A 13,308-nucleotide genomic window follows, 5' to 3' on the forward strand; every position below is an offset into this window, starting at 1 on the left:
CGCTCTTGGTCATGGCCGCCGGAGTGCTGCTGATGGCACACGAGACGGTCCAGACCCGCTACTCACTCCGGGAGCTCGCTCCGCGCATCCCGCTGGGCTTCCTGACCGCCGCGCTGTCGCTCGTCCTGGCCGCCAAGGCGGTCGAGTTCGCCAACGCGCTGTCCCGCAGCGTGCTCGGCGCCGGGCTGGACGAGGACTCCGCGGGGGAGGCACTGCAGCAGTTCGTGCTCGCCTCCTTCACCTCCGACGACAGCATCTTCCTGGTCCTGATGTGGGGCGTGTTCGCCGTCCTCCTGGTAGCACTGCTGGTCACCTACGTGGTGCGAGTCACCCTCACCATCCTGTTGGTCGCTGGGGCTCCACTGGCCCTGATGTGCCATGCGCTGCCGGTGACCGAGGGCGTCGCCCGCTGGTGGTGGCGGATCTTCGGCGGACTGCTGGCCATCCAGGTCGCCCAGTCGATGGCCCTGATCGTGGCGATCCGGGTGTTCCTGACGCCGGGGAACTTCAGCCCCTTCGGCACGACGACCTCCCGTGGCTTCGTCAACGTTCTCGTCGCGCTGGCCCTGGTCTACGTCCTGTTCAAGATCCCGTTCTGGATCCTGGGCGCGGTGCGGATCGGCCACGGCCGGTCGTTCACCGGCCGGATTGTGCGCGCCGCTGTGGTCTACAAGACCATCGGGCTGCTGCGCGGCACGTCGGGCACGACCCGCAGCAGCCGGAACATCCACCGCGGCACCGGGCCCACTGCCGTCAACCCGAATCCGCCGCCCGGCCACGGACCGCCGCCGACCGGTGCCCGGCGTCGGCCCGGCGGGGGCGGCCCTCAGCCGGGAGGGCTGGCACCCGCGGTGCCGCGGCGGCCGCCCGGTCCGCCCCTCTTCCTCGCGCCGAATCAGCCTGCGCAGGGACCGGGTTCGCCCGGCCAGGCCACGCCGCCGACCGTGAGGCCTGCGGCCGGTACCCCGCCCATGCCGCAATTCCTTCCGCCGGGCGGGGCTACCGGGACACCGCGCACCCAGGTTCCTCGGCCCACCCGTGCCCCCGGGCCGCCGCTGTTCCGGCCGCCCGGTGGCGGGGCCGAGACCGCTCCGGGGCTCGTGCGCCGCGCCACCCAGGCCCCAGGACCGCCCCGCTTCCAACAACCGATCCCGCAACCGCCCTCCGCGCCCCCGCTGCGTACCAACGGGCCACCGGCCCCCACCACATTCCGCGCCCCCTCCCCGCCGGACGGCCGCCGCGCAGGACACCGCCGCCTCCACCACCCGGCGGCCCGACCCGATCCGGAGGTGATCGTTGATGACCACTCCCGTCCGTATCCCTGCCGACGTCGAGCGCGAAGACGATCTTCTCGCGGGTCTGAACGCCCGACAGCTCCTCATCCTCGCGGTGACCGGCATCGTGCTCTACGGCATCTGGTCGCTCACCCGGGACGTGGTGCCACCAGCGGTCTTCCTACTCGCAGCCGTCCCCCTAGGCGGTACGGCGGTGCTGCTCGCGCTCGGCAGCCGCGACGGGGTGTCGCTGGATCGGCTTGCCCTGGCGGCCGTACGCCAGCGCATGGCCCCGCGGCACCTGATCACGGCTCCCGAGGGCATCGCGCCGCCGCCCGCCTGGCTGCTGGAGCGCGCCCCCAACGATCCCTCGGGGGCGAACTCGCCGCAGATGTCCTCGGACACCGCTCCGACTCCGGCTCCATTGCGGCTGCCAGTCCAAGATGTCACTGAGCCCGGTGTGGTGGACCTGGGGACGGACGGCGTCGCCGTCGTCGCGGTCTGCGGCACCGTCAACTTCGCGCTGCGCACTGCGGCCGAGCAGGAGTCGCTCGTCGGCGCCTTCAGGCGCTACCTGCATTCGCTCACTGCTCCGGTGCAGATCCTCGTACGTGCCGAACACCTCGATCGGACCGATCAGATCAGCGAGTTGCGCGAGTACGCCGCACAGTTGCCGCACCCCGCGCTGGAGACGGCCGCCCGTGAACACGCCGACTACCTGCAGCAGTTGGCTCGGGACGCGGACCTGCTGCGCCGCCAGGTACTGCTGGTGCTGCGGGAACCGCTCCGCTCCATGCGTCCCGCGGATGGCCTCGGCGGTGCCTCCCCGTTCGGCGGGCCCGGTCGGCGCAGGGCCGATCGTCACTCGCCCGCGGGTGGCCACGCCGTCCACCGTGCCGCCGAGGTACGGCTGATGCGGCGGCTCGCGGAGGCCGCGGAGCTGCTGGGCCCCGTCGGCATCGTCGTCTCACCGCTGGACGCCGGGCAATCCACCGCCGTCCTGGCCGCGGCGTGCAATCCGGACAGCCTCGTGCCGCCGTCCTCCGCCGTGGCCGCGTCCGGCGACGTGATCACTGGTCTCCGCCGGGTGGAGACCGACCGGTCCACGCACCGCGGATATCTCCCGGCCGGAACGGAGGTCGACCTGTATGAAGCACCGTGATCGGCGACGCGGCCGGTCCTCCGAGCTCGCGTCCCGACAGCACCCGTCCATCACTGCGGCCGAGTACGACGGCAGCGCCTTCGCGCCGGACGTCCTGACCGTGGCACCCCGGCATCTGGAGATCGGTGCCGAGCGGGTGGCCTCCTTCGCTGTGACCGGCTACCCGCGCGAGGTGCACCCCGGCTGGCTGCAGCCGCTGCTGACCTACCCGGGACGCGTGGACGTCTCTCTGCACATCGAGCCGATCGACCCGGTCACCGCCGCCAACCGCCTCAAACGGCAGCTCGCCCGGCTCGAGTCCGGCCGCCGCTACACCCAGGACAAGGGACGCCTGCTCGACCCGCACGTCGAGGCCGCCACCGAGGACGCCTACGACCTGTCCGCCCGCGTCGCCCGCGGCGAGGGCAAGCTCTACCGCTTCGGCCTCTACCTCACCGTGCACGCCTTGGGCGAGGAGGAGTTGGTGGACGAGGTGGCCGCCGTCCGCTCGCTGGCCGCCAGCCTGCTGCTGGACGCAAAGCCGGCCACCTACCGCAGCCTGCAGGGCTGGGTCACCTGCCTGCCGATGGGCCTGGACCAGCTAAAGCTGCGCCGCACCTTCGACACCAGCGCCTTGGCCGCGGCCTTCCCGTTCACCAGCCCCGCCCTGCCGCCCGCCGACCCGGCCACGGCGACCGCGCCGAGCGGCGTGCTGTACCGGTACAACACCGGCAGCCAGGGCCTGGTCCACTGGGACCGCTTCGCCCAGGACAACCACAACGCCGTGATCCTAGGCCGCTCCGGCTCCGGCAAGTCCTACCTGGCCAAGCTGGAGTTGCTGCGCTCGCTCTACCGCGGCATCGAAATCCACGTCATCGACCCCGAGGACGAATACGCCCGCCTCGCCCATGCGGTGGGCGGTACCTACCTCCACCTCGGAGCCGAGCACGTCCGGCTCAACCCCTTCGACCTGCCCGTCCACACCCGCCCGGACGGCCGCCGCACCGCCCCCAGGGACGCGCTCGTGCGCCGCTCGCTGTTCCTGCACACCGTCATCGGCGTCCTGCTCGGCGGAGTCCTGAATCCGGCAGAGCGGGCCGCCCTGGACCGGGCCCTCGTGGCGGCGTACCAGCAGGCGGGGATCATCGCGGATCCACGTACCTGGACGCGCCCGGCACCCCTGCTGTCCGACCTCGCCGCCGTGCTGGAACGCTCCGGCGGAGGCGACGGACTGGCCGCGCGCCTGCACCCCTACGTCCGCGGCGCCTTCTCCGGCCCGTTCGCCGGGCCCACCACCCACCGCCCCGAAGGGCATCTCGTGGTCTTCTCGCTGCGCGACCTGCCCGACGAACTCAAGCCCATCGGCACCCTGTTGACCCTGGACGCGGTGTGGCGGCATGTGTCCAACCCCGCGCTGCGCAGGCCTCGCCTGGTGGTCGTCGACGAGGCCTGGCTGCTGATGCGCGAGCCGGCCGGGGCCGACTTCCTGTTCCGTATGGCCAAGGCGAGCCGCAAGCACTGGGCCGGACTGACCGTCGCCACCCAGGACACCGCCGACGTGCTGGGCAGCGAGCTCGGCAAGGCCGTGGTCGCCAACGCCGCCACCCAGATCCTGCTCCGCCAGGCTCCCCAGGCCATCGACGAGATCGCCCGGACCTTCGATCTCTCCGAAGGCGAACGACAGTTCGTACTCACTGCGGATCGCGGACAAGGTCTCCTCTGCGCAGGCTCGCAGCGCGTTTCGTTCCAGAGCGTCGCCTCGTCGACGGAGCACTATCTCGTCACGACAGACCCGGCCGAGCTCGCCGCGTACGCCGACGACGAGCCGCCGACCGCCACCTCCGAGGGCGCGTTCGTCGAGTTCGATGCGTCAACCGACCCGACAGACGGGCTTGGTGACACGTCGGACGATCAGATCGCGCTCGACCGGACGTAGCCGTCATGTCTCCCGTCGGCATCGCTTGGGGCGTCGCGCAAGGTACCTCGCCGCTGGAGAGGTACCTGCGAGATCCGCAGGGCGCCATGAACGCCCTCCTCGCGTACCTGAAGGAACAGCTCACCGGGTGGGCTCCGATTGCGGCCCCGGTGCTGGCGCTCGTCCTGTCTGCGCTGATCGCCATCCGCTGGTGGTGGAATCGCCGCTGTCGACGACGTCTGGCCGACGGCGCACGCATCATCCGCATCCTCCCGCCACCCGAGGTCGACCAGGCGGGAGCCGTGGCCCTGTGGTCCCATTTGATCGGCCTGTTGAGGCCCGCCTGGCATCGATGGCTGACCGGGCAACCGCACTTGGCCTGGGAGTACCTTCTCGACCACGACACCATTCGGATCCAGCTGTGGATCCCCGGCGGCCCACCGCCCGGAATGGTGGAACGCGCCATCGAGGCGGCATGGCCGGGAGCCCACACCCGTACGAACGCGGCCACCATCCCCTTCCACGCGGGGCATCGTCACGAGGCGGCCACCGGAGAACTACGGCTCGCACGCAGCGAAGCACTGCCCCTGCGCACCGACTTTCCCGTCGATCCTCTGCGGTCCCTGATGGGCGCCCCGATCGGCCTCGGCCCGGGCGAGCTCGCCGTCGTACAGATCCTGGCCCGCCCGGTCACCGGTCGCCGCCTGAAGAAGGCCCGTCGCACGGCCCGGCGCATCCGATCCGGCGGCTCCGCCCGCCTCGTGAGCCGCGTGCTGGATGCCGTCACTCCCGGCCTGCACGCGCGGGGGCATTCGACACCGCCCACGACAGATCATCAGACGGCACTCGCGTCGGCTGCCGAGGACCGGGCGATAGTGGCCAAGCAACGCGGTGCCTCGTACGAGACAAGGGTCCGCTACGCCGTCACCACCGCCCTGCCGGACATCGCAAGCACGGCGGACCGCGATCGTGTCCGCGCCCGCCTCCGGGGCCACGCCCACGCTCTCGCGAGCGCCTACGCGACCTACACGGACCACAACTACTTCCGTCGCACCCGGCCCCGCCACGCCCTCGTTAATCTCGCCGAACGCCGCCTCGATAAGGGCGATCTCCTGTCGGTCGCGGAGTTGGCGGCGCTCGCGCACCTGCCCTGGGACACCGCCGTCCCCGGCCTGCAACGCGCCGGTGCCCGCGCGGTCCCTCCGCCGCCCGGCATCACCGCCCCGGGTCCCTCGGCCAAGCCCATCGGGCTCACCGACGCCGGTCGCCCTCGCCCGGTCGGCCTCCGGGTTCCCGATGCGCGCCAGCACGTGCACCTGCTCGGCGCCACCGGCTCCGGAAAGTCCGAACTCCTCGCCCACATGATCCTCGCCGACGCCGCAGCCGGTCGCGGGCAAGTCGTCGTCGACCCCAAAGGCGACCTGGTCACCGACGTCCTGATGCGGCTGCCGGAACACCTCGGCGACAAGGTCGTGCTCTTCGACGCCGACAGCCGCTCCCGCCCACCCGTCCTCAACCCCCTCGAAGGCGACGACACCGCCCGCGCCGTCGACAACCTGGTGTCGATCTTCTCCCGCGTCTACGCCTCCTCCTGGGGCCCACGCACCGACGACATCCTCCGCGCCGGCCTGCTCACCCTGCGCGCCCTGCCCGGCACACCGACACTGACCGACCTGCCCAAGCTGCTGTCCACCCCCGCCTTCCGGCAGCGCGCAGTAAGCCAAATCCACGACGACATACTGCGCGGCTTCTGGCTCTGGTACGACGACCTGTCAGCGCCCGCCCGTGCCCAGGTCACCGCCCCGCTGATGAACAAGCTCCGCGGCCTCCTGCTCCGACCCTTCGTCCGCGAGGCACTCGCCGGAGGAACCTCGACCATCGACCTGGAACAGGTCCTCAACGACGGAGGCATCTGCCTCGTCCGCATCGCCCGCGACGCCCTCGGCGCCGAGACCGCCCACCTCGTCGGCTCCGTCGTCGTCGCCCACACCTGGCAGGCCGCCACCCGCCGCGCCCGCCTCCCCCAGGCCCAACGCCCCGACGCCTCCCTCTACATCGACGAGGCACACCACTTCCTCAACCTCCCCTACGCCCTGGAGGACATGCTCGCCGAGGCCCGCGGCTACCGGCTGTCGATGACCCTCGCCCACCAGTACCTGCGCCAGCTCCCCAAAGACCTCGAAGAAGGCATCAGCACCAACGCCCGCACCAAGATCTTCTTCAACGCCTCCCCCGGGGACGCCCAACACCTCACCCGGCACACCGAGCCCCGCGTGACCGCGCACGACCTGTCCCACCTCGACGCCTTCCACGCCGCCGTCCGCCCCGTGCTGCACGGTGCCGAGGCCCCCGCCTTCACCGCGGTCACGCAGAAACTCCCCCCGCCGATTCCCGGCCGGGCCCGGCAGATCCGCGCCGCCGCCCGCTGCATCGCCCGCGTCGCACCCGAACGCACGGCCCTGCTCAAACCCGACCAGCGGAGCACCGACCCCCGCCGCAGGAAAGGACCAAAGCCGCCGTGATCACCAACCCCACTCCCCAGCGCTCCCTCCGCGGCCACCACCCCAGGCGCCTGAGCGGCCGAGTCGCCGCCACCGGCGAACAAATAGCCCGGCTCGCTCCCCGCCTCACGCCCCGCGACCGATGGCTGACGCACATGCTCTACGAGCACAAGGTCCTCACCACCGACCAGATCACCGAACTCGCCTGGCCCACGACCCGCGCAGCCAACTTCCGCCTCCTGCAGCTGTACAAGTGGCGGATCCTGGACCGCTTCCAGCCCTTCACCACGTACGGCTCCGCTCCCATGCATTACGTCCTCGACGTCGCAGGAGCCGCCGTACTCGTCCGCGAACACGGGCTGGAGATCAGCGACTTGGGCTACCGGCACGAGCAGGCCATCGGCATCGCGCACGCACTGCGCCTGGCCCACACGACCGGCACCAACGGCTTCTTCACCGCGCTCACCGCCCACTCCCGCCGACCGGACGCCCGCGGACGGCTCACCGCCTGGTGGTCCGAAGCCCGCTGCCACCGCCACTTCGGCGACATCGTGCGCCCCGACGCCTACGGCCGCTGGCGCCAACCGACAGGCGAGTTCGAGTGGTTCCTCGAATACGACTGCGGCACCGAGCGCCCAGCCGACCGCGTCGGCGCCAAGCTGGCCGCATACACCAAGCTCGCGGACCACACCGGCATCGCCACGCCGGTTCTCGTATGGACGCCCACCGCACACCGGGAAGCCCGCGTCCGCCGCGCCCTCACCGAGGCACACGCCGCACTCGCCGACCCGCGGTCCGTACCGGTCGCGACCACCAGCGCCGAACACATGGCCGACGCAGGTCTACACGACCCGTCGTCCGCCTACTGGCTCCCCCTCGACTTGAGCGAAGCGCGCGAACAGCGCCTTCGCCTCGCGGACTTGGGCACGGTGTGGCCCCACCTGCCACCCCTGTCAGGCACACCGGACGACGGAACCGCAGCGACGGCCACCGCGTACAACCGTCTCCCTCCGCCCACGCCACGCCCCCCGAACTCCCGGGGCACACACGGCAGGAGGTGATCCCCGTGCTCAAACTCGCTGCCGCCGTGGCCGGAGTCCTGTGCCTGATCCTCGCGGTGACGGCCGCCGGGGCCGGCAGTGTCCTCTCCTCCTTGGTCGGCGGAGCGGGCAGCCGCCCCAGCACCGTCGCGATCAAAGATATTCCGACGGAATACCTGGCCCTCTACCGAAGGGCCGCCACCACATGCTCCGGCCTGGACTGGTCCGTCCTCGCCGCCATCGGAAAGGTCGAAACCGACCACGGCCGCTCCACACTGCCCGGCGTCCACAGCGGCGCCAACTACGCAGGGGCACGAGGACCCATGCAGTTCCTCAGCTCCACCTTCGCCCAGGTCGTGGCTAGGCATGACCTACCGGAGAGCCGCTCCCGCGCGCCGTCTCCGTACAACCCGCAGGACGCGGTCCACGCGGCCGCCGCCTACCTGTGCGACTCCGGCGCCCGCGACGGCCGCAACCTGCGCAAAGCGATCTTCACGTACAACCGCGCAAACTGGTACGTCTCGAAGGTCTTGGCCCAGGCCCAGACCTACCGCGCCAGCACTTCTCACCGCCGCGTCCCGACATCAAGCCCGGCCGCGCTGCGCGCCATCAACTACGCCGAGGGCCAACTCGGCCTCCCCTACCTCTGGGGCGGCGACGGCCCCTCGTTGACTGAACTTCCTTCGGAGGCTACCCAGGTCAGGGGTGGTTTTGATTGCTCTGGGTTGACGAAGGCGGCGTACGCCGCGGCCGGGATCACGCTGCCGCGGGTGGCTCAGGACCAATACGATGCCGGCCCTCGTGTGCCGGCTGGGGAACCGCTGCTGCCGGGCGACCTCGTGTTCTACGGAAGCCCGTCGAACGTGCACCACGTGGGCCTGTACGTCGGAAACGGCTACATGATCAAACGCACCGAGGCCCGGCGAGGTGGTGCGCCTGGAGCCGTATCGGCACCGCGGCGACGACTACCTCGCAGCGTCCCGTCCATGGGCGGCCAGCGCGGGGAGCCGCGTTGACGATCCGACCGCTCCTGCGCGCTGACGTTGTCCGGGATGCGGCGTTAGCGGGCCATGGCCTCGATCAGTCGGTCCCCGGTCCGTCACCGTCCAGCCAAGCATTTAGATTCCATAGAAGCAACTTCCTGGCATCATTGTTCCGTGTGGCGATGATCTGACTGGGTGTGGCGTACGGCCTGCCAGGCATCGAGGAACGACGCGGAGGGGCGTGTGGCCCGCAAGAGCCAGGAGGCCTGTCATGGAGCCGGTGGAGATCGAGGCGAAGTCCCTGATCCAGAAGTCGAAGACGCCGTCGAACGACTACGTCACCACCCGTACACCTGCTGCATGCTGGGCTGCGCCTACTGCCTCGCCAGCTTCGCGGGACGGCAGTTCGGCCGGTCGGTGACGGAATGGGCGATTACCTGTACGTGAAGAAGAGCGCCGTCGACCTGGCCCGCAAGGAGCTCGCGAAGATACCCGAGCGCAAGCGCCGGGGCACGATCCTGCTCAGCTCATTCACCGAGCCCTACCAGGGCCACGAGGCGAAGTACCGGCGCACCCGCAGCATCCTGCGCGAACTCAGAGCGGTCGAATACCCGGGGCTGGTCCGCATCCTGACCAAGTCGCCCGGCCGCGTGCGCACCCTCACCGAACTCAACGCCGCCGGCATCCCCACCTACGCCTTCGTCGGCCCGCTCCTACCCCCCACTTCGCCACCCGGTCGAACTCCTGGACCACCTTCTCGGGCAGCTCGTCGAGGCCCGCATCACCGAGGTGTTCATGGAACACGTCAACCTCAAGCGGTACATCCGCGAGCGCATGGACCAAGTCCTCGCCGGCGAACCCGAAGAGGTACGCGAGACATACCTTCCAGCCCGCACCGAGGAACGCCGCGAACAGCTGTGAACGAAGGTCGCTCCGGCAGGGCCGGAGCAAGCGGAGGCGATGCTTGCCCTGAAGTGGACTCCAGCTCGTAATGTCGTGGTATTCCCAACAGGACGACGTCCAAGGAGAGATGCATGCGCCACCGTGTTCTGGGCGGGACCGGCATCGAGGTCAGCCCCTACTGCCTCGGCACCATGATGTTCGGTTTCGTCGGCAATGCCGACCACGAGGACTGCGTCCGGATCATCCACGCCGCGCTCGACGAGGGGATCAACTTCATCGACACCGCTGACATGTACTCGGCCGGAGAGTCGGAGACCGTCGTCGGCAAGGCCCTGCGGGGTCGCCGCGACGAAGTGGTGCTTGCGACCAAGGTCCACTTCCCCATGGGTGACGGCCCCAACCGCGGTGGCAACTCGCGGCGCTGGATCATCCGGGAGGTGGAGGACAGCCTGCGGCGGCTGGAAACGGACTGGATCGACCTGTACCAGGTGCACCGGCCGGACCACACGACCGACATCGAAGAGACGCTCTCCGCCCTGACCGATCTTGTGCGACAGGGCAAGATCAGGGCGTTCGGCTGCTCCACGTTCCCCGCGCACGAGATCGTCGAGGCGTACCACGTGGCCGACCGCCGCGGGCTCCAGCGGTTCCGCACCGAGCAGCCGCCCTACTCGCTGCTGGCCCGAGGCGTCGAGAAGGACGTGCTGCCGGTGGCGCAGCGCCTGGGAATGGGAGTGCTGACCTGGAGCCCGCTGGCCTCGGGCTTCCTGACCGGCCGCTACCGGAAGGGCCGGGCTCTGGATCTGAGCAGCGGACGTCCCACCCTGAACCCGGACCGCTTCGATCCGTCGGCGCCGCGCACCGCCGCGAAGCTGGAGGTGGTCGAGCAGCTTGTGGCCGTGGCCATGGAAGTGGGCTGCTCGCTGCCGGAGTTGGCCATCGCGTTTCCGCTCGCGCATCCAGCCGTCACGTCGGTGATCATCGGCCCGCGCACGATGGAGCAACTGCGGAGCACGCTCAAGGGCATGTCCGTGGTGCTGGACGACGCCGTCCTCGACCGGATCGACGAAATCGTGTCGCCCGGAACCGACGTCTACTCCCCGGACGGCGCCTGGGCTCCGCCCTCGCTCACCACGTCGGCGCTCCGGCGACGCACGGCCGAGTCCAGGCCCGCCGCCTGAAACAGGCCCCTTTTCCGGACTACTGAGCTGACCCACGTGTTGTCGCTGATTGAAGGCCCCTTGAGCTGGCGCAACTTTCGGCCGCAGTGCGACACCACACGAAGATCCTCAGTAAGGGTGTCTCTCGAACCGATCTGCTCGGTGCCTCCGTCGCTTCAGATTCAGCGTCGCGCCGCTCCCGGACGGTCAGGAGTCGGGACAAACTGTGAGAGGTCTCTGCATCCGGCGAAGGAGTGGCAGTGACGACAACGCAGCCAGACGGAACAGCGCCGACGACGTCAGATCAGATAGATCGACGCCTGGACGTGGCAGTTGAGACGCTGACCGGAACCCTCGGGAGATGCGACAACAAGGCAAGCGTGTTGCTGGCTCTGACAGGCGCCAGGCTGGCGATAGTCGTTCCTGCTTCTGCAGAAGCAGATCCGCCCGCAGCCGTACTCACGATGGGCGGACTTGGATCAGCAGCCTGGGCCGCGGCTATCGTGTTTCTACTTCCGACTATTCGTCCGCATCTGAGCAATGACGACTGCGCAAGCTGGCCTCACTGGTCAAGGCTCAATCGCGACGAGATCTATGGACGGATGGGCGAGGACAGGCGTGCAGGTCGCATCAAAGTTCTCTCGGACCTGGCCCGGACGAAGTTCACCTATGTTCGATGGGCAGTAGAGCTCATGCTTGCGGGCATGGCCTTTCTGACCGCGGCCGCCGTGGTCGCCGTCATTCTGTAGCCACGAGCCACTGACGCATGCATCCCGGCGATCACAGGGCCGTCGTCTTCAGCACGCGGGGCAGGTGGACGTGCAGATGCTCGACTTCGACCTGGTGGACGCGTTCGCGGGGGGTTCGGGCAAGGATTTCTGTGAGTCCGCTCTTTTCCGGACTGAGAGACGCGGCCGGGGCAGGTCCAAAGGGGCCCATGGGATGATCTCGAAGCCAGGTGGTGGGCTCGCGAACTTCGAGATTCCCAATGAGGCAGCAGGGGGAACGGGTGTCCGAGTTGGAATTTTCACCGCCACTGTCCGACCGAGGGCGCGGTTGGTACCGGGGTGACTGCCATGTGCACTCGGTAGTTTCGAGCGGCGGCGAGTTGACGCCGGAGCAGCTTGTGGCTGATGCCCGTGCGGCGGGGCTTGATTTCCTCGCGGCCACCGAGCACAACACGTCCGAGACGCATGGCGCCTGGAGTCGGCAGGTCGGCGACGATCCGCTGGTGATCCTGGGCCAGGAGGTTGTCACCCGGACCGGGCACTGGCTCGCTCTGGGGATTCCTTCAGGGCAAGTGGTCGATTGGCGCTATGGCGTGCGGGACAACATGATCGACCGGCATCTGGAAAAGGTCCACCGTGCGGGTGGGCTCTGCGTCGCCGCCCACCCGCACGCGCCATACCCTTCAGGCACTTTCATGTACCCGTACCAGGGGTTCGATGTGGTTGAGGTATGGAACGGGCAGTGGAGTTCGGACGTGCCATGGCAGGCAGACAACGAGGCGGCCCTGGCCGAATGGGGGCGGAGCCTGGCTGCGGACATCCACCAGGGACGGTGGCGTCCGGCGATAGGTAACAGCGACACCCATCTTGAGGACCAGATCGCCGTCCCGCACACCGTCGTACTGGCCGAGGAACTGCGTGCCGACGAGATCCTCGCCGGGATCCGTGCGGGTCGGAGCTGGATCACTGAATCGGTAGCAGTCGAGCTGTTCTTCACGGTCTCTGCGGGTGATCAGAGCGCCGGGATCGGTGAACGGTTGGAAGCCAGCGATGAGCCGGCCGTCGCAAGAGTGGACGTACGTGGTGTGCCGTCGGGCACTGTCAGCTTTCACACTGAGCAAGGGATGGTGCACCGCGCGTCGCTTACCTGCTCGGGATCGGATGCCGTGGAGTGGCCCATCAGTGCGGCGGATTCGGCGTTCATCCGTATCGAGGTACGCCATCCCGAGGGGCACATGGCGGCGCTCAGCAATCCGATCCTCCTGACCTGAACTGACCGAAATCGGGAGGATTAGTTGCATGTGGGTCCCCTGTCATGGAGCCGAGTCGGATTGATACCGGTGGGTCGGTGAAGAGAGGCATGCCGAGGTCGACCAGCTGGGGGCGCCCGTCGGTGGAGGTCCGGTTGAGGCTGGTGAGTTTGGCCATGGCGGCGTTGAGGCTGACCTGAAGTCCTTCCACCTCGCCGAGCCAGCCGTTGGCGCGGGCCTCGGTGATGCGCTCACGGAGGGTGCGGATGATCTCGATGAGGTGGGGCCGCTGCTGCGGATCGAGCTGGAGCACGGGGCAGCGGATGCCTGCTTATCCGAACTAGCCCAGCTGGCAGCCTGGTGGGGTGGATCGCCGTCGAGTTGCTGAAAGTAGTGGGCAGAAATCTCGCCTG

General features: G+C 69.3%; 11 protein-coding genes and 1 pseudogene. 10 read left to right on the plus strand and 2 right to left on the minus strand.

The window, feature by feature from the left end; all coding sequences use genetic code 11:
- Nucleotides 1-62: 62 nt before the first annotated feature.
- On the minus strand, nt 63-626 hold the full coding sequence (locus AB0I18_RS12600) for a hypothetical protein (protein ID WP_363105420.1): 564 nt from the start codon (nt 624-626) through the stop codon (nt 63-65).
- Nucleotides 627-1,299: 673 nt separating this feature from the next.
- Here AB0I18_RS12600 and AB0I18_RS12605 point away from each other — a divergent pair.
- From AB0I18_RS12605 to AB0I18_RS12650, 10 genes and pseudogenes are all read left to right on the plus strand, one after another.
- Nucleotides 1,300-1,521, plus strand: a pseudogene (locus tag AB0I18_RS12605) (PrgI family protein); the annotation flags it as partial.
- Between the two features lie 213 nt (nt 1,522-1,734).
- On the plus strand, nt 1,735-2,436 hold the full coding sequence (locus AB0I18_RS12610; RefSeq protein WP_363105457.1) for a hypothetical protein: 702 nt from the start codon (nt 1,735-1,737) through the stop codon (nt 2,434-2,436).
- Nucleotides 2,423-4,351, plus strand: a complete 1,929-nt coding sequence (locus tag AB0I18_RS12615) for a DUF87 domain-containing protein (RefSeq protein ID WP_363105421.1) — start codon at nt 2,423-2,425, stop codon at nt 4,349-4,351. Before AB0I18_RS12610 ends, AB0I18_RS12615 begins: the two co-directional genes overlap by 14 nt.
- A gap of 5 nt (nt 4,352-4,356) precedes the next feature.
- Entirely contained in the window at nt 4,357-6,852 is a 2,496-nt protein-coding gene (locus tag AB0I18_RS12620) for a type IV secretion system DNA-binding domain-containing protein (protein WP_363105422.1), read from the plus strand.
- Nucleotides 6,849-7,892 (plus strand): replication-relaxation family protein, encoded by a 1,044-nt coding sequence (locus tag AB0I18_RS12625; RefSeq protein WP_363105423.1) that lies wholly within the window; start codon nt 6,849-6,851, stop codon nt 7,890-7,892. The genes AB0I18_RS12620 and AB0I18_RS12625 overlap by 4 nt, the downstream gene beginning before the upstream one ends.
- 5 nt (nt 7,893-7,897) lie before the next feature.
- A complete protein-coding gene (locus AB0I18_RS12630; protein WP_363105424.1) occupies nt 7,898-8,887 on the plus strand; it encodes a bifunctional lytic transglycosylase/C40 family peptidase in 990 nt (329 codons plus the stop codon).
- Nucleotides 8,888-9,649: 762 nt separating this feature from the next.
- Nucleotides 9,650-9,775, plus strand: a complete 126-nt coding sequence (locus AB0I18_RS12635) for a hypothetical protein (protein WP_363105425.1) — start codon at nt 9,650-9,652, stop codon at nt 9,773-9,775.
- A gap of 113 nt (nt 9,776-9,888) precedes the next feature.
- On the plus strand, nt 9,889-10,938 hold the full coding sequence (locus tag AB0I18_RS12640; protein WP_363105426.1) for an aldo/keto reductase: 1,050 nt from the start codon (nt 9,889-9,891) through the stop codon (nt 10,936-10,938).
- 239 nt (nt 10,939-11,177) lie between these two features.
- Nucleotides 11,178-11,666 (plus strand): Pycsar system effector family protein, encoded by a 489-nt coding sequence (locus tag AB0I18_RS12645; RefSeq protein WP_363105427.1) that lies wholly within the window; start codon nt 11,178-11,180, stop codon nt 11,664-11,666.
- Between the two features lie 260 nt (nt 11,667-11,926).
- Nucleotides 11,927-12,916, plus strand: a complete 990-nt coding sequence (locus AB0I18_RS12650) for a CehA/McbA family metallohydrolase (protein ID WP_363105428.1) — start codon at nt 11,927-11,929, stop codon at nt 12,914-12,916.
- Here the strand turns inward: AB0I18_RS12650 and AB0I18_RS12655 are convergent.
- On the minus strand, nt 12,891-13,208 hold the full coding sequence (locus AB0I18_RS12655; protein ID WP_363105429.1) for a hypothetical protein: 318 nt from the start codon (nt 13,206-13,208) through the stop codon (nt 12,891-12,893). The genes AB0I18_RS12650 and AB0I18_RS12655 overlap by 26 nt on opposite strands.
- Nucleotides 13,209-13,308: the final 100 nt, after the last annotated feature.

The organism is Streptomyces sp. NPDC050704 (assembly GCF_040654355.1).
In the GTDB taxonomy this organism is placed as follows: Bacteria; Actinomycetota; Actinomycetes; order Streptomycetales; family Streptomycetaceae; genus Streptomyces.

Bases quoted from the DNA above. Each gene is read 5' to 3' on its own strand.
- AB0I18_RS12615 (WP_363105421.1), top strand. From the start codon at position 2,423: ATGAAGCACCGTGATCGGCGACGCGGCCGGTCCTCCGAGCTCGCGTCC.
- AB0I18_RS12620 (WP_363105422.1), top strand. From the start codon at position 4,357: ATGTCTCCCGTCGGCATCGCTTGGGGCGTCGCGCAAGGTACCTCGCCG.
- AB0I18_RS12635 (WP_363105425.1), top strand. From the start codon at position 9,650: ATGGAACACGTCAACCTCAAGCGGTACATCCGCGAGCGCATGGACCAA.
- AB0I18_RS12640 (WP_363105426.1), top strand. From the start codon at position 9,889: ATGCGCCACCGTGTTCTGGGCGGGACCGGCATCGAGGTCAGCCCCTAC.